General features: G+C 51.8%; 10 protein-coding genes. 1 reads left to right on the top strand and 9 read right to left on the bottom strand.

Annotation, left to right across the window (positions count from 1 at the left end):
- Nucleotides 1–158 precede the first annotated feature (158 nt).
- The 4 genes from A7K91_RS07490 to A7K91_RS07475 form a co-directional block, all read right to left on the bottom strand.
- Nucleotides 159–1,613 (bottom strand): ABC transporter substrate-binding protein, encoded by a 1,455-nt coding sequence (locus A7K91_RS07490; RefSeq protein ID WP_068681252.1) that lies wholly within the window; start codon nt 1,611–1,613, stop codon nt 159–161.
- 144 nt (nt 1,614–1,757) lie between these two features.
- A complete protein-coding gene (locus A7K91_RS07485) occupies nt 1,758–2,642 on the bottom strand; it encodes a carbohydrate ABC transporter permease (RefSeq protein WP_068681249.1) in 885 nt (294 codons plus the stop codon).
- 10 nt (nt 2,643–2,652) lie between these two features.
- Nucleotides 2,653–3,585 carry a carbohydrate ABC transporter permease gene (locus A7K91_RS07480; RefSeq protein ID WP_082967289.1) on the bottom strand — a complete coding sequence of 311 codons (933 nt, stop codon included), beginning with the start codon at nt 3,583–3,585 and terminating at the stop codon, nt 2,653–2,655.
- Nucleotides 3,586–3,696: 111 nt separating this feature from the next.
- The gene (locus A7K91_RS07475) at nt 3,697–4,581 is read right to left on the bottom strand and encodes a helix-turn-helix domain-containing protein (protein WP_068681247.1); all 885 of its coding nucleotides are present in this window, start codon (nt 4,579–4,581) and stop codon (nt 3,697–3,699) included.
- 196 nt (nt 4,582–4,777) lie between these two features.
- Between A7K91_RS07475 and A7K91_RS07470 the strand changes: the two genes are divergently transcribed.
- A complete protein-coding gene (locus A7K91_RS07470) occupies nt 4,778–7,447 on the top strand; it encodes a glycoside hydrolase family 78 protein (RefSeq protein WP_068681246.1) in 2,670 nt (889 codons plus the stop codon).
- Between the two features lie 49 nt (nt 7,448–7,496).
- On the opposite strand, the gene A7K91_RS07465 is transcribed toward A7K91_RS07470, so the two are convergent.
- Genes A7K91_RS07465 through A7K91_RS07445 form a run of 5 tightly spaced genes read right to left on the bottom strand, consistent with a single transcriptional unit; the run spans nt 7,497 to nt 16,217 of the window.
- Complete coding sequence (locus A7K91_RS07465) at nt 7,497–10,379, bottom strand: VWA domain-containing protein (protein WP_068681244.1); 2,883 nt, start codon at nt 10,377–10,379, stop codon at nt 7,497–7,499.
- Nucleotides 10,363–12,363, bottom strand: coding sequence for a vWA domain-containing protein (locus A7K91_RS07460; protein ID WP_068681242.1), 2,001 nt, complete (start codon nt 12,361–12,363; stop codon nt 10,363–10,365). Before A7K91_RS07460 ends, A7K91_RS07465 begins: the two co-directional genes overlap by 17 nt.
- A gap of 16 nt (nt 12,364–12,379) precedes the next feature.
- Entirely contained in the window at nt 12,380–13,408 is a 1,029-nt protein-coding gene (locus A7K91_RS07455; RefSeq protein WP_068681239.1) for a DUF58 domain-containing protein, read from the bottom strand.
- Nucleotides 13,405–14,394, bottom strand: coding sequence for an AAA family ATPase (locus A7K91_RS07450; protein ID WP_068681237.1), 990 nt, complete (start codon nt 14,392–14,394; stop codon nt 13,405–13,407). The genes A7K91_RS07455 and A7K91_RS07450 overlap by 4 nt, the downstream gene beginning before the upstream one ends.
- Nucleotides 14,395–14,411: 17 nt before the next feature.
- Nucleotides 14,412–16,217 (bottom strand): coiled-coil domain-containing protein, encoded by a 1,806-nt coding sequence (locus A7K91_RS07445; protein WP_156739392.1) that lies wholly within the window; start codon nt 16,215–16,217, stop codon nt 14,412–14,414.
- Nucleotides 16,218–16,888: the final 671 nt, after the last annotated feature.

Genomic DNA, 16,888 nt, shown 5'->3' with positions numbered 1-16,888 from the left:
TCACCCCTATTCTTGAGAAGGCTTTCAATCGTATAGCCATCATAGCATAAATCCCTTGATCTGACGCCTACCCTCTACCTGTCCTCGGTTCCGCATTCTCCTTTTTGAGCATAATGCAAAGCGCCTCAAGGCCGATTCCTTGAAGCGCTCGTTCCTCATTATTGCGCCTTGTCGAGATAGTCCTTTTGGAACTCGGCTACCGCTTTATCCAATAGCGATTGCGGATCGGCATTTTTGTTTGTCAGAACCGTTTGAATAACAACATCAAGCGTTTTGTACAGCTCCTGTGCGTTGACCGGCTCTTCTGGCCGAAGTCCGTTGCCGCCGTTGTCCATATAATCCTGGAACATCGCCATGTTGACGTTTGTATATTTTTCAATAATTTCTTGCTCCGCGGCAATGCGGTCTTCGTTAATCCATACACGCAAGCCATGCGGCCCCACAATCAGGCCCTGCTCATTAGAGGTTTTTGATTGTGTCTCTAGCCCTGCCAGCGATTCCGGCGTAGCCTGCGGAGAAAAGCCTTTAACCTCCAGCCATTTAAAGGTTGCCTGCAATTGGTCCGGAGTCGCTTGCGGCGAGAACATATACAAGCCGCCGCCAAGCAAGGTTACATTGCCTTTTGGTCCCGCAGGCAGCGCCGACATCGCCAGATTGTCCTTGGACATTCCCAAGCCCTGAACGATCCCGTTGCCCCATTCGGGCATGCCGAAGCTCATAGCTACTTGATCTGTCCCGAACATTTGGGCCATATCGCTGTTGATATCTACCAGGTTGTTGGCTGGCAGCACATCATACTTCCACTTCAAATCCTTAATGTATTGAAGCGCGGCAACCGCCTCCGGCGAGTTGAACACCGCTTGCCATTTGCCGTCCACTTGTTTTTCAAATTCCGCACCATAGGCCCAGCCAATATTCATGAACATCCAGCCGCCCTGATTATTTTTGGTCGGGAAGAAAAAGCCCGCCTTGCCTGTTTTGTCCTTGATTGCTTTGGCTGTTTCTGCCAATTCCTCATAGGTTTTCGGGAAAACAGGCACTCCGTTGTCATCAACCAGCCCTGCTTCTTTGAACAAATTGACGTTATACATCAAACCAATGACATAGCCATCCTTAGGAATGCCATAATATTTCCCGTCCTTTTTAACCAGCTCGAGCAATTCCGGATTTAATGCTTCCGTCCATTTGTTCTTGTTCAGCAGCTCAGTAATGTCCCCCGAATAGCTGGCTTTAATGATTTTGTCTGCTTCGGTGAAATAGGTCTCATAAATCGTCGGAAGCTGGCCGCTGGCCGCCTTCGGCAGGAAGGAGCTGACATCATAGCCCCACTCATCCTTCTCCAGCGTGATTAAGGGGTATTTCTCTTTCATTTGAGCAACATACTCGTCGTAAATTTTGACAAGCGCTTCTTCATTTGGCTTTGGCCAGTTGCTGATTTTGATCGTAACCGGCTGATCCGTTTCATTTGGAGCCGAAGAATTTCCGTCAGTGGGTGCGGAGCTTGGCGAATCGCTCCCCCCGTTGCTGCCTTTACCGCAGCCAGCTGCTATCAGGGCGATACTGACCAGAAGAACAAATACCGCTTGCCAACCATTTCTTTTTCCCAGCTTCATGTGATCCCCCAACCTTCTTGTCGTAGTTTGTTGCCACTCTTTATAAAGCGCTTTCTTTTTGCCGGCATCTCTATCCTACCACGCCATTATAGAGAGCCAATAGACGGTAAACCTGCGAAACCGTTTGTCAATCTGTGTGATTCGTTATCCCTTAACGCCTCCGCTGATGGAATAACCCTGCATAATGTATCGTTGAAAAATAAGGAACAGCAGCACCGGGGGAACAATGGCAAATGTTAATGCAACAAACTGGATATCCATGGGCAGGGTTGCTTTCAAGTTGTAAATGGCCACCATAACGGTCCATTGCGATTGATCCTTTAACACCATATATGGCCAAAAAAAGTCCATCCATACGCCATTAATCGTTAATATCGTTATCGTAATGATGACTGGCATACTAAGAGGCAGCATAATGCGGAAAAAGATACCCAGCTTCGAAGATCCGTCGATTCGCGCTGCCTCGATCAGGGAAACTGGAATCGTATCAAAAAAGCTTTTGAATATAAGAATCGTCACCGGATTTACCGCTGCCATAAACCACATGGGCCAATAAGTGTTTGTCAAATTCAGATGAAGCAAAGGAAAATCAACAATATTGCTGAACAACGGCACCATGCCAACCGTATTGGGCAGAAGCACCGTCCATAATATGAGCAAAAATATAAACCCGCTGCCTCTGGGCTTCAGCTTGGAAAAGAAAAAACCCGCCAAACCATTAAACAATAGACAGAACACAAGCGAGCCAAGCGTCAGGTAGCCTGTATTGACATAATATTTCATAAAGTTGAACTGATTCCACGTATTCCACACCTTCTCAATATGGAATGTGCGAGGTATCAAGGTTGGCGGAATGGCATAAAACTCCTTAATATCTTTAAAGCTGGATAAAATGACCCATAGCGGAGGAAGAGTGCACACTGCCGCAACGATAATCAAGCCGGCAAATATGAGCCAATAGATCAGCTTGACTCTTGGTTGTCTGTACTCCAAATCCCCGATTATACCGGAGCCTTTGCTTTTGTTCATAGCTGTCTCACTACTCCCTTTCCCATTTCTTCTCAAGCTTGAAATAAACGATGGTCAGCAGCATGAGGATGACGAAGGTGACCACGCCAAGCGCAAGCGAGTGGCCGGCCTCGAAATAGCGGAACGCATAAAAATAGCTCTGCAGCATCATCGACATCGACGCATTGCTTGGTCCGCCCTCTGTCATCACCAGCGGTTCATTGAATACCTGGAATACGCCGCTTACCTGCAGGATCAGCATCAAGCTGATCATCGGCGCAATTTGCGGCAGCGTAATGCTGCGGAATTTTCGCCAAATGCCGGCGCCGTCAATGGAAGCTGCTTCATACAGCTCATTGTTAATCCCCTGCAAGCTGGCGAGATATAGCAAAGTTGTAGCTCCGAAATTACGCCACGTAATCGTCAGAATGATTAAAAGGATCGTCATGTTGGGATTTTGCAGCCATTCTTGCGAAGGAAGGCCGAACAAGCCCATTAGCATATTCAGCAATCCCCCTTCCCCGGGGTTGAACAGAAACATCCACATCATAGCGGCCGCAATGCCCGGCACCATGTTCGGGAAGTAGACCGAAAAACGGAACAACGATCCCCAATGCCTCATTTCGTTGATCGCAATGGCGACGACGATAGGGACAACAAAGCCAATCGCCAGCGACCATAACACATAAATAAACGTATTGATAAGCGTTTGCTGGAACACCGTATTTTGCATAACATCTATATAGTTCTGCAGACCGATCCATTCTACGCCTTTAAAACCCTCGGTTCGAAAAAAAGACAATACGACGCCCTGAAACAGCGGCTGCCAGGAAAAGAAAAAGAAAAACAGCACCGTTGGTACAATCAACAGCCATGAAGACCATTCTTTCAGCCAATATAGTATGAATTGTTTGCGTTTCCTTATCTGCCCGGAACGCGCTCGAAGCTCTGCTTTTACACTCATGTCCGCTTCCTTCCCCTGTTCTCAGATATAGTAGCTCCATGTTAACGCTTTCCCTGGCAAGCGATAATGAGCCATACCTGCGAAATCGTTTGCGATCCTGTTAACCTGGCGTTATAGATCCGGCGAGGGGCGGGCAGTATTGCGGTACTCACAAGGCGTCATACCGATTTTTTTCCTGAATAACTGATAAAAAAATTTCATGTCGGCATAACCAACCGCCGAAGCAATTTCACCTATGCTGCTGCGCCCCTCGGTCAATAAACGGCACGCAGCCTCCATACGAATATTTTGCAGGTATTGGATAAAGCTCATTCCCGTCTGTTTCCTGAACAGGCGGCTGAATTGCCGCTCACTGAGATTGGCCGCAGCGGCAAGAGCCCCTAGCTTGAGCTCGCTGGCAAAGTGGTAATGCATATTGGCGATTGCATCGTCAATAGCCATCCATTGAGGCTTGTCTCCTGCAGGGGTATTCACTTGCTGGAGATTTCGGTAAAAGCCCATCAGGATTTGCAAAACTAGAGCCGAGAGCACAGCCATATAGCCCGGAGGTTTGGCATAAAACTCACGATATAGCTCACGAAAAAGGAAATGATAGGCTCCATCCACATCCTTCATGGAAAACCAAGGCAAATCCGCAGCTGTAAAAGAAGATAAAGCTTCGGACGCTGCAGGAAAGCCGGCTTGAAGCTGAATCAGATACTCGACCGGGAACAAGCAGTTGTAAACAATGAGAGGACTGCCCTTAGCCGTTGTCTTGGGGCGAAAGACATGACTATAGCCTATGGGAATAAAAAAAATGGTTCCGCGTTCCACAGGAATGGCTTCATCGTTAATATAATGCATCCCTGCCCCTTCACTGATATAAGAAATTTCAATAAATTCATGAGAGTGGGCATTCATTTCAAACGTTTCATAGGCTCTGTTCACATAAATCAGCACATCGGGCTCAAAGAAGCTGTCCCTGGTCAGAATAGTCGTGCGATGGCCAACAGTCAAAATAACAACTCCTCTCGTGTTTCTCAGCTTTGATTTTATCGTACAAAACCGATGTATAAATGTCCATATACACCTATAAGAATGTCAGAATCCCCCCACTTTAAACGTCTAGCACTCCGTATAATAGTGATAGAGCCACTGAAATAAGCAGCAGGCTCGCAGAGCAGACGAAACATGATACACAGGAGGCGAAGACATGGCTAAGCTAGACGTTTTGAATCTAAAAGTAAACTATAGAAGGAATCCAATGGGGATAGATGATCCCCGCCCAAGACTAAGCTGGGAGATTTCCTCCGAGGCCCGTGCCTTCACACAAGCCGCCTTTTGCGTACAGGTGGCATCAAGTCCCGGCTTTGCATTAGAGGATATCATCTGGGATTCTGGCAAAGAAGAGTCGAATTGCAATGTGCACATCGAATACATGGGTCCTGGCTTGACGTCGCGCAAAAGGTATTATTTTCGAGTTAAGGTGTGGGGCTCGCAGGGCCAGGCATCGGATTGGAGCGAGCCTGCTTATTGGGAAACGGCGTTTTTATCCGTCGGGGAGTGGCAGGCCAAATGGATAACAGCCCCTCTTCAAAATGATGAAGGCGGCGACGAGCCTTGTCATTATTTCCGCAAACCGGTTTCTGTGACCGGTAAAATCGCTTCGGCTCGCATCTACGCAACCTCGCTGGGCGTCTACCAGCTGTATGTCAACGGCATCCCGGCAGACAACACATTATTCAACCCGGGCTGGACCAGCTACAACAAGCGGCTGCAATATCAGACCTATGACGTAACCTCCTTGTTGGCTGAAGGAGACAACGCTCTTGGCTGCATGACGGGAAACGGCTGGTATAAAGGGTATCTGGGTTGGCAAGGGGAAAAAGAGCTGTTTGGCGGCAAGCGTGCAGTGCTTATACAGCTCCATATTTCATATAGCGACGGCTCGGAGCAAATCATCGTTTCGGATGAAAGCTGGAGAACGTCAACCGGACCTCTTCTTATGTCTGAGCTGTATCATGGGGAAATTTATGATGCGAGGCTGGAACTGGATGGATGGTTTTTTTCCGGCTACGAGGATGGCCATTGGGAACAGGCTGCCTCTTTCCATGCTCCTTTGTCGACTTTGGTGGCGCAGGAGAACGAGCCAACCCGAATAATCCAAACCTTCAAGCCTGCTCGTATCGTCCATACTCCCAAAGGGGAGCTTGTGCTGGATATGGGACAAAACATGGTGGGTTGGGTGAGATTTACGGTGCAGGCCGAAGCCGGAACGGTGGTTTCTCTGGAACATGCAGAGGTGCTGGACCGCGAAGGCAATTTCTACACTGGCAATTTGCGCTCGGCCAAGCAGACCGTAACCTATATTTGCAAAGGCGATGAACCAGAAACCTACGAGCCGACGTTTTCCTTTCAGGGCTTTCGTTATGTCAAAGTCACCGGAGTGCCTGAAGAGCAATTAATGGAGCAATTTATGGCATGTGTCCTTCATACAGACCTGGAGCAAACCGGCAGCTTCAGCTGTTCGGACGAGCTTCTGACTCAGCTCCAGCAAAACATTCTTTGGGGACAAAAGGGCAATTTTCTGGAGGTGCCGACCGACTGCCCTCAACGCGACGAACGATTGGGCTGGACGGGAGATGCCCAGGTTTTTATCCGCACGGCAGCCTACAACATGAATGTAGCGCCCTTTTTTGAGAAGTGGCTGAAGGATCTGGCTGCCGATCAGCAGGAGGACGGAAAAGTACCTCATGTTATTCCTGATGTGCCTACCGCGGGCTACGGCTCTTCAGCCTGGGGCGACGCTGCAGTGATATGTCCATGGGTTCTCTATCAATGCTACGGAGACGTTCGCGTCTTGGAAACGCAATATCCCAGCATGAAGGCATGGGTAGAATTCATCAAAGCACAGGGCGAAAACGAATATTTGTGGAATACAGGCTTTCACTTTGGGGATTGGCTTGGTCTGGATAGCAAGGAGAACAGTTATACGGGGGCAACTCCTAAAGATTTGATAGCTACCGCCTTTTACGCTTACTCCACGGAGCTGCTCGCCAAAACGGCTGAAGTCATCGGAAAAAACGAGGATGCCATAACATACGACACACTGCATAAGCAGATTATTCAGGCATTCCGCAAGGAATTCGTCACGCCGAGCGGCCGTGTCGCCTCCCCGACGCAAACTGCATATGTATTGGCGCTTATGTTTGATTTGCTGGAGGAAGCGGACAGGTCTAGAACAGCCAACATGCTGGCCGAGCACATTGAAGAAAACGGAATACATTTAACAACCGGCTTTGTAGGCACACCTTATTTGTGCCTGGTTCTGTCTCGGTTCGGGTATACGGACTTAGCTTATAAGCTGGTGCTTCAGAAGGAATACCCGTCATGGCTCTTTTCAGTCCTTCAAGGCGCAACCACGATTTGGGAGCACTGGGATGGAATCAAGCAGGACGGCTCATTTTGGAGCGATGACATGAACTCCTTCAATCATTATGCATACGGAGCGATTGGAGATTGGCTGTATCGCACGGCAGCAGGCATTGAATTGCTGGAGCCAGGCTACAAAAAAATACGGATTCAGCCGCAAATCGGAGAACATCTGACCTGGGTAGATGCATCCTTTCATTCCGTCTACGGCATGATTGGGGTAAACTGGAAAAAAGAGAAGGATGGAGCCTTGTCTATGCATATCGTCATACCCGCCAACACAACGGCAGAAATCATTCTACCGGCCATAAACTATCGGTCTGTCAAAGAAAACGGAGTGCCATTAGATCAGATGACCGGGTTATTGGGCATTGAACAAAGCCCGGTTGGCCAAAAGCTACTAGTGGGTTCCGGTACCTATTCTTTTACTCTTGAAGGAAGGAACGGGTAAACTAACCATCCCGTTCCCTTCCATAATTTTGCATACTGGCTTAACAAGGTTAACGTTTATTTTTTTGCTTCGCAGCAAGCAGGCGGTTAATCGTTTGGGACTTAGGAGTAGGAGGCTCTGCTTCAGTCCCTTTTCTTTCTGCTGCGGGAGGCTGGGATGAAGAAATGAACTCAGCCCGAGGTTTTGTCTGCTGCTTGCCTCCCGTCTCTTGTGGCTGCGCATCCGACGCCAGAAACTTGCGCTTCTGCTCCGCCCGTTCACGCAGCTTCAGAAGAGAACTTTCTGCCGGGGTAGCTGTAGCAGTTCCGGCGCCTTTTCGGACAGAAGCGCCTCGAACAAGCTTTAATGCGGTCAGCCATTTGCTCCAAGGCACGGATAATCTCCTCAAGGCGATATCCATGAGCCATAAGAAAAGCGCAGCTAGAAGCAAAAGCCTGCTCCAATCATATGGAAGCTTCGCCTTTATAGGCTCTGTCCGAAACGCTTCGGCGGCATTGTCCATCGTTAATACCCGGCCGCCCGTCAGGTCTGCAAGCTGATTCAGCAGCTCAAGGCCGTCTTCTCCGCCTATGCGGTATTCTGGAGCGTAAGGAACCACAAAACCAACCGTGGCGCCTCCCGCCACGCTCAAGCTGTCGGCATTCCCTGTCCGGGCTCCAATTTGCGCCAAATAAGCCCCGGGTGGAGGCGATGCCGTTTTTCCTTCATACCGGCCGGGCGCAACCGGCAGTAAATCCACTATGGTTGAATCGCCTTCTCCGCTTTCAAGCAAGGCTGCAAGCTTGTCCGAGGAAGCATTGGTCAGCCCAGTCGCCTCATCGCTTTCAACCACTACGGTAGCCGTCCCGCCTTCGCGCTGAAGGGAAATTTGGTAAGGCTGGCTTTCAAACTGCGGAAAAGTCCATTTGATCCACTCTGCGAATACACTTGGAAACCGGTCCCATTGCACCCAGTCCGAGGACCACTTGCCGGCTGCATCGCTGGTCCAGGCAAGACTTCGTCCAGATCCATAGGTCCAGCGCGCCAGAACGGGATCGCCGTCTGGAGACCATAACGCAACCTCGGCCAGCTCTTTTGCCGTCGTCGCAATATATGCCTGCAGGGGCGGAGCCCCATTTTGCCATAGTCTGGACCAATCTCCGGCTTCGCCGATCTTTGGCGTAAAAACGCCATCCACGATGTATGTGCGTGACATAAGCACCGTTTCGCGGCTAAATATGGCCGGAAGCGTGCTTTGATCGTTAGTGTAGTAATAACGCCCGTTGGCACTCCGGGCCAGACTCTCCAGCAATGCCTGGTCAGAGCCTTCTCCTATCGCAACGGTGGAGAGAGTCATCAATTGTTCATTCATGGCGTCCGTAATGATGCTATAGCTCATATTCGTTGCGGATTGTCCATCCGTTAACAAAATCATGTGCTTGCGCTGGGCATCCATTTTGCTGAGCGCATTGAATCCCTCATTCAGGGCGGTATAAATTTCGGTGCCGCCGTCTGCCTGAATGCCCTTGATCTTTTCAATAACCTCCTCGCGCTTATCCAGCTTAGTTGGCTCAACGACCCACCACGGCGAGGTATCAAACGCCACAACGCCAACCGTGTCCTGATCGCGCAGCAGCTCGATGGTACGCATTGCAGCCTCTTTAGCCAGCTCCAATGGCCCTCCATCCATACTGCCTGAACGGTCTATGACCAGCACAAGGCCAAGACTTGGCATTTGCTTTTTGCCCTTCAATTCCATATAGACGGGAAGAGCGCGTTCAATAGGCGTTTGGAAATAGCCGCCCAGCCCGAAGCTTTGATCTCCGCCAAGCATAATCAGACCGACCCCATACTGGGATGTCGCTTTGCCGAGCCATTCCATCGGCTTCTCTGCGATACGCGTCGCGGGTACATTGTTCAAAATAATGCTGTCGTATGCGGCATATTCCGCCAGCTCCAGCGACAGCTGCTCCGGAGCAATCGTCCTGTAAGCGATAGCGGATGACTTGAGAGCAGCCTCCAGATTGGCGGACGAACCCGCTGTTCCTTCAACGATCAGCACCGTTGGCGGGCCGCTTATCCGGCTGAACGCATACGCTTCATTGTTAAGCGGCTGTTCGTCTCCATCCGCAAACACTTCCGCGCGGAAGCGGTGAAAGCCTGCCTCCAGCGCCAAGCTTTGCATCACAAAACGGTTGCTGCCCCGTTCCAGCTGTACCTTTGATGTGCCGATTTCCGCATTATCCTGATACAAACGGATCATTGCTTCTCCTGTAAATGTGCTTTGAAGCGCCACCTCCAACGCAAAGGTTTCGCCTTGACCCAGGTTTTGAGGAACTTGAAGCTCCTCTACAGATACATCCTTTGTCTGTGGAGACGACACATGCACAACATCAACCGGAATTCCCGCATCCGATAAAAGCCTTGCGTTTCTTCTGGCGTCGCCTGCATTTTCTTCGCCATCGGACAACAATACGATTCTTCCCCCGCCGTTATCCCGCAGCATGGCGCCTGCCAGCTGCATCCCTTTGGCCAAATCGCTGAAGCCGTTGTTGAGTCCGGTATGAAACGTATAGCCGCTATCGTTGGGCAGAGCATCTGCCGACAACGCTTTGTCGATGATGGGATTAGCGCCAACCGAAATGATTCCTCCAGCATCGTTGCTCTCTTTGCCACTCCACGCTTCGCCAATCCATTCTCCTATTGCAGCTTCCTGATTTACGCTGGCTGAACGATCCGCAACGATGGCGATATTGACGTGTTGAAGCTTTCGGTATGGCTGTATACCTGCTATCAGTGCAATAATAAGCAGCAAAATCAGGCTTCGCGTGCCAATTGACGCTATTTTGCGTAAACCCGTTAACCTTGGGACGGCAGCGGCCATCCACCACAGATAGGCTCCCCAAGGAAGCAAAAGCAGCAGAAACCACGGGTTGTTAACCTGTATGCCCACGCCGGTACACCTCCCATTCCGCAACCAGCAATATAAGCAGCAAGCCCATTATAGCCGCCGTGAGGGGCAGCTTTGCCATAGGTTCCTCCTCTTGCCGAGGAGCTTCTTGCCCATCCTCGCGAGCAGCCAGCTTAAGCTCCAGCCGTCCATCCTCCAGCGGGGTCAGCTCCTCGCGGCTAGCGGATACAGCCAAGTAACGCTCCTGCAGCAGCAAGCCCGAATTATCCTTTTCGGTCAGCTTGTACAAGCCCGGAATGGCTGGAGCTTCATAAATGCCCGCTCCCAGCTCCATTAACCGCATGGGCTGCCTTAACGCCTCATCATCTGTAGAAAATCCGGTTTTCCACGGCTCTGCCGCAACCCAATCGGCTTTCACCGATTCGGGATGTAGAGATAGCTCAACCGCTTGCCCGGCAATTGCATAACCCAGCTGTCCTTGTCCCCCGTTCATCCAGCCAGCCGCTTGCATAATTAACACGGGGAATTCGGGGCGCAACGGCAAATCGCTATCCTGAAGCCTGAACGTAAATCTTAGCTGAGGCTTGCCGTTATAGTTTCCGGCGTAAATCGCCGGAACTCCGCCATAGGCAAGCACCGCACGCCCCCAGGCTACCTCCTCTGCAGCCGGTTTGGCGAGTCGGGAAATGTGTGTATCCTGGAACGACAAGTAATTGGTTACCTCATGCTGAGCGATATCAACGTCCATGCTGGCCGGCTGGGCTGTTTCTCCTCCATCGCTTCCAGGGCGGTCGATTATCCACAGCGGCTTATCCTCAAGCAGCTTCTTCCAAGCCGCATTGCTTTCAATCTTATCCAGCGCGCCATCTAGCAACACCCATGAAATCTCTTCAGCCTGCGCTCCTGAAGGCGGCTCCGTTGCCGGCAGCGTTTTGACCGGCTTGATGCCGGAAAGCAGCAGTGCCTTCTCCAAAAACAGATTGCCTTCGGTAACGAGCAAAACCTTCGGCGTTGTCTGAACAGCTGGGAATGCATATGCAAAATTATCTCCGGTCCACGCATCCAGTGCTTTCAGCTCGGCTTTATAATAATCGGCAGGAGGCAATCCGCGGGCTTCTCCGCTGCTCCAGCCCTCCGCTTCGGCCGCGATCTCAAGCTCCGCAACCGCTTCGCGCTCTCCATCCTTCCCGTACGCATAGAGACTTACGGTCAGCTTCTGTGCTGTTGTGCCATCATTGCGGACCGTTACAACCGCATGATTGAAGCCGGGCCGCAATAGATCCTCCTTCATTCCAAAGCTCAAAATGCCGACATTTCCGCTTTCGCCTTCTATTAACGAAACGACGCTTTGGGTTTGCAACGGAAGGCTGTTGCTATCTGCGAAGTCATGCCAGATTCCATCCGTAAAAATAATGGTGACCCCATCATCGCCTTGCTGGTGAATCGAATCCGCAAGCGACAACGCTGCCGTATTATCCGAATAGCCATAAACCGGACTAATGCCCCGCAGAATTTCCTTGAGTACTTGATGATCGGTTTCGCGCGATGCCAGCACCTCGGGCTGCGAGCCGTTAACAACAATGGATACCTGCCGCTTATGCGACTGCTCATCAAGCCATTGCTCTGCGGCGCTTAGCGCAACGCTCAGCTTCGTATCCGATGAGCCGGATTGCCCTTGAACACCCGTCTCTTTTCCATTAGTGCCGCCAGGCGCTGCCTTCGCACCCATGCTGCCGGAACGGTCAATAAGGATCACCGCATGTCCGCTATGGGTGACTGACCGCATCAAAACCGGCTGCATCAACGCCAAAACAATCAGGAGAGCAGCCATCAGCTGCATAAAAAGAAGCAGCCTGCTCCGCAGCCTTTGCCAGGGCGAATTGGCTTCCTGCTCCTGAAGGACGCGCCGCCATAGCAGATGACTTGGCACCTCTGTATTTTGATACTGCTTCTTCAAAATGTACATACCAATAATAGCCAAGCAAGCTAGTGCAAACCAGGCCGATGTAGCTGATAAAAACTGCAAGCAGCCCCCTCCTTTCTCAAGCTTGAATGGCCCCAGGAACAGCGGCAAGCCGCTGAAGCGCGGTTTTGATCGGGATGCTTGTGTCCAGCGGAACAAAAACAGCGCCCTTTTCTCCACAGACGGCCTTCAGCTCTTGCTGATAAGCAGCGGCTTCCTCGCGGTAACGCGCCAATATACGGGGAGATATGGCCACTTCCTTGCCCGTCCCAAGCTCACTGTCGATCAACCTTAATTCTCCGCTTAATTCAGGGTTTAGCTCTTCGGGATTGAATACCTGCACAAGCACAACGCTTTGTCCGGCAGCAACAAGCGACAGCAGCGTTTCCTGAATGCCGCTTTCGTATAGCGCATCCGTAAATATCCAGCACACCCCGGAACGGCGAGGCAGCGCCCCCGGCTTTCGGAAAGGAATGGACATATCCAGATGCGAGGAGGAGCCATGCGCCAGGCTCAGGTTCCCTTCTGTCGCCAGCACTTTGTCCGCCGCCGCATCCCTTCCGGCTTCACTTTCGCTCTCCCTTGCCTTCTCCGCCAAATAACGGAACAGCTTGGATACGGATACGCGTCCCCGCAACGGACCAAGCTCGTTCTTGACATCCTGTTCATCGAATTGGCGAATAACAAGCCTATCGTCTCCGCACAATGCCACATACCCGACGCACGCCGCAAGACGCAGCATATACAGCAGCTTGCCTTCGGCAACGCGGGTTGCCCCCAACATGGAACGAGACACATCCAGATAGAGTTGCACATGAAGCTCCTGCTCATCCCAGTATTGGCGCAGAAATGCCTTGCCCGTCCTGCCATAAACATTCCAGTCAATCCTCCGAACGTCATCGCCAGGAGCATACGGCCTGTAGTCGGCAAACTCTTGAGAGCCGCCTAATGTAAAGGAACGGCGCTTGCCGGCAAGCGTTCCGCGGATTCTTCCGCCTGCAGCCAATCTCAGTCTCTCCAAACCGGGCAGCAGCCCTTTATCCGGAAAAAGCAGGCTGTAGTCGCTATCGGCTTGCGAGCGTGCAGAATCAAGCCGGATATCGCTCATCGGCTTGCCTCTATTTCTCCTAAAATGGCGGCGCTCATCTCATCGCTTGTAATACCCATCGCCTGCGCTTCATAACCCAGCACAATCCGATGCCTCAGCACGGGAGGAGCCGCCTCGCGGATATCGTTCCAGGATACATGCAGCCTGCCGCTACAAAGCGCACGCACCTTGCTTATTGCAATTAGCGCCTGTAGTGCACGCGGGCCGGCTCCAAACCTCACATGCCGTTTAATCGCCTCCGGCGCGTCAGCCTCCCCAGGATGCGTCATCATAACGATGCGCACTGCCGTATCCAGCATTTCCTCACTAACCAGCAGCTCCTTCGCTGCAAGCTGCAAGGCAACCAGCTCTTCTCCGTCTAATGCCGTTTGAGCTTGCACCGCAACAGGAGAAGTCGTGCGCACCACAATTTCTTTCAGTTCCTCGCGCGTAGGGTACCGCACCCCTATTTTAAGAAGAAAACGGTCAAGCTGAGCTTCGGGCAGCGGATAGGTGCCTTCCTGCTCGATCGGATTTTGCGTAGCCAGTACAAAAAACGGCTTGGGCAAAATATGAGTTTCTCCGCCTGCGGTTACCGTTCCCTCCTGCATCGCTTCCAGCAAAGCGCTCTGCGTCTTCGGCGTTGCCCGGTTGATCTCATCCGCAAGCACCAGATTTCCGAACAACGGACCGGGTTGAAAACGGGAAACCGCTGCGCCCTGCGTAGAAAAATCGATCAGATTGGTTCCGGTTATATCGGATGGCATCAGATCGGGGGTAAACTGAATCCGTGAAAATTTTAACGCAACAACATCCGCAATCGTACGAACCAGCATCGTTTTGCCCAAGCCGGGAATTCCCTCAAGCAGAGCGTGTCCGCCTGCTAGCAGGCACCAGAGCAGTTGCTCCACCACTTCGTTTTGGCCTACGATGACCCGGCCGATTTCGGCCTTAACTGCCGTTATCCGGCTTGCCGCAGCCTCCAATTGCTCTTTGGTTTCTATCATTGCTGTTCTGCTCCCCTCTAGCGATCCGGCTGAATTTCGTCGAAATATTGTTTTACCTTATCCTGAAGACTGGCTGGCAGCTTAGTACGTCCCAATGACTTTTTGGCTTCGGCGGCATATTCGTTGTATACATCCTCGTATGGTCGCGTTGTGCCGTCAATAACAGGTGATTGCCCGCCGGTTTGCGTCTCACCGCCAGTTGCCGGGCCGCCGTCAACCTCCACATTTCCTTCTCCTTCCAAGCTACGCGGAGTGGTAACCAGATTGCGGTCGCCTGCGCCAAGCCCGGCTCCTTGTCCTCCGCTGCCAGCTCCATGCCCACCGGTTCCTGAACCGTTTCCAGTTCCCTGTCCGCCGTTACCGGAACCCGCTCCTTGTCCACCACTGCCGGAAGCGCCTCCCTGGCCTTGACCGGGACTTTGACCGCCATTCCCCTGACTTCCGCCCGGGGTTTGACCTCCATTGCCTTGTGTCTCTCCAGTAGGTTGACCCGAGCCGTCATTGCCGTTTGCGCCGCTTTGGCTGCCGGAATTTTCTCCCGATCCGCTATTCGACCCGCTTGTACCGGATTTGCCAATTGCTTCGGTCCAGCTTGAAGGAACTTCGCCTCCCTGCTGCGATAATCCTTCCGCCAATCGGGAGCCCCCTTCGCTTATGCGATCAGCCATAGAACGGGCCAGCTGCTCAAGGGCTGCCTTGGACAATCCTTCGCCAAGCGCATCCTGCAACGTGCTTAATCCATCGCTTTCTCCAGCCGAAGCGGCCGCTTCACCATTTCGCATTTGCTCGGCAGCCTCCTGCAATGCCTCTTGAAGATCCTCGGCCCCTTTGGATTCCTGCATCGAAGCCAGCTCCTCCAGCAAGTCGGCAAGCTGAGCCCTTTCCTCCTCCGACAGCTCTTTCATTTCATTGCGAAGCCTGTCTACCGCTTGCTCAACTGCGGAAGCATCCATTTTCTCCAATGCCTGCCCGAGTTCCTCCAAACCTCGCGTTTTGCTCATCTCTCTGGATATGTCTTGCAGAGACTGCATGGCTTGTTTAGTCTCCTCGGCCATTTCACCCAGCTTCTCCAACGTCTCAGCCAGCTCCTTCAATACCTCGGAGTTGTCCAGCCCCAAAGACTCAAGCTCCTTCCGCAGCTCCTCCAGCGTTTGCTCCAGCTTGAGGCGGTCTTCCTCGTTCAGTGCAGCTTCATTTAATTCTTCCTTGCTCTCTTCCAGCTCCGATTGCATTTCCTCAAGCACTGCCCTGGCTTCGGACATCGCTTGGGCTTTATCCTTCATAGGATTGGGAAAAAGAAGCAGAGCAGCAGCCACAAGCCACAATGACGCCAAACCAATCGCTGCTTTGCGCCACTGTCTCCAGGCTGGCCAAGGAAGCTTTTCCTTCAGACGGTCGACATATTCGATTGCCGCCTCCGACGCTGCCTCCCGCTGCAGGCGAACTATAGCCTCCGAGGCTCGTGTTTTGCCCTCCAGCACATCCAGTGCCGTCATTACTGCATCTTCCGCGCCGCCATGATCAACGGCCCTCGCTGCCTCTCTGACCGTAGCTCTCTTCCAGATGCCGACAGCTACGCCCGTCCCAATGCCGCATGAGCAAAAGATCAACAGCCAGAGCTCGACATGGAGCAACGGAAACAATCTGCCCAATCCTAACAAAATGACACCAGCGGCGCTGCCGCCCAGCAAACCCGCAAAGGCAAGACGCACGCCGCGTTGAAGCGTGATTCTTGCCTTTACTTTATTGAGTAGGGTATACAAAACTTCCCGCTCCAAACCTAACGCCCCCTTTAGCGGATGTTCAAAAAGTTCGCTTTCCATTGCGAGTCATGCCTGGCGGCATGGTCAGCGTCGAATATGGCGCTCAGCCGAAATTTCCGGTCCTCTCTTAGCTTTCACTAAGCTCCGGTCCTCAATTTCTAGCTTCGCCCCATCTTCTTGGCACTGAAAACCGAACTTTTTGAACTTCATTTGATGCGGATGTTCAAAAAGTTCACTTTCCATTGCGAGTCATGCCTGGCGGCATGGTCAGCGTCGAATATGGCGCTCAGCCGAAATTTCCGGTCCTCTCTTAGCTTTCACTAAGCTCCGCTACTCACTTTCTAGCATCGCCCCATCTTCTTGGCACTGAAAACCGAACTTTTTGAACTTCATTTGATGCGGATGTTCAAAAACTTCACTTTCCATTGCTAATCATGCCTGGCGGCATGGTCAGCGTCGAATATGGCGCTCAGCCGAAATTTCCGGTCCTCTCTTAGCTTTCACTAAGCTCCGCTACTCACTTTCTAGCTTCGCCCCATCTTCTTGGCACTGAAAACCGAACTTTTTGAACTTCATTTGATGCGGATGTTCAAAAAGTTCACTTTCCATTGCGAGTCATGCCTGGCGGCATGGTCAGCGTCGAATATGGCGCTCAGCCGAAATTTCCGGTCCTCTCTTAGCTTTCACTAAGCTCCGCTACTCACTTTCTAGCTTCGCCCCATCTTCTCGGC

Source organism: Paenibacillus oryzae, assembly GCF_001675045.1.
Classification (GTDB): Bacteria; Bacillota; Bacilli; order Paenibacillales; family Paenibacillaceae; genus Pristimantibacillus; species Pristimantibacillus oryzae.
The sequence above is the reverse complement of the archived record's forward strand: the minus strand, read 5'-3'. Positions and strand labels throughout refer to the sequence as shown.

Bases quoted from the DNA above. Each gene is read 5' to 3' on its own strand.
- A7K91_RS07445 (WP_156739392.1), bottom strand. From the start codon at position 16,217: ATGGAAAGCGAACTTTTTGAACATCCGCTAAAGGGGGCGTTAGGTTTG.
- A7K91_RS07455 (WP_068681239.1), bottom strand. From the start codon at position 13,408: ATGAGCGATATCCGGCTTGATTCTGCACGCTCGCAAGCCGATAGCGAC.
- A7K91_RS07450 (WP_068681237.1), bottom strand. From the start codon at position 14,394: ATGATAGAAACCAAAGAGCAATTGGAGGCTGCGGCAAGCCGGATAACG.
- A7K91_RS07470 (WP_068681246.1), top strand. From the start codon at position 4,778: ATGGCTAAGCTAGACGTTTTGAATCTAAAAGTAAACTATAGAAGGAAT.
- A7K91_RS07490 (WP_068681252.1), bottom strand. From the start codon at position 1,613: ATGAAGCTGGGAAAAAGAAATGGTTGGCAAGCGGTATTTGTTCTTCTG.
- A7K91_RS07480 (WP_082967289.1), bottom strand. From the start codon at position 3,585: ATGAGTGTAAAAGCAGAGCTTCGAGCGCGTTCCGGGCAGATAAGGAAA.
- A7K91_RS07485 (WP_068681249.1), bottom strand. From the start codon at position 2,642: ATGAACAAAAGCAAAGGCTCCGGTATAATCGGGGATTTGGAGTACAGA.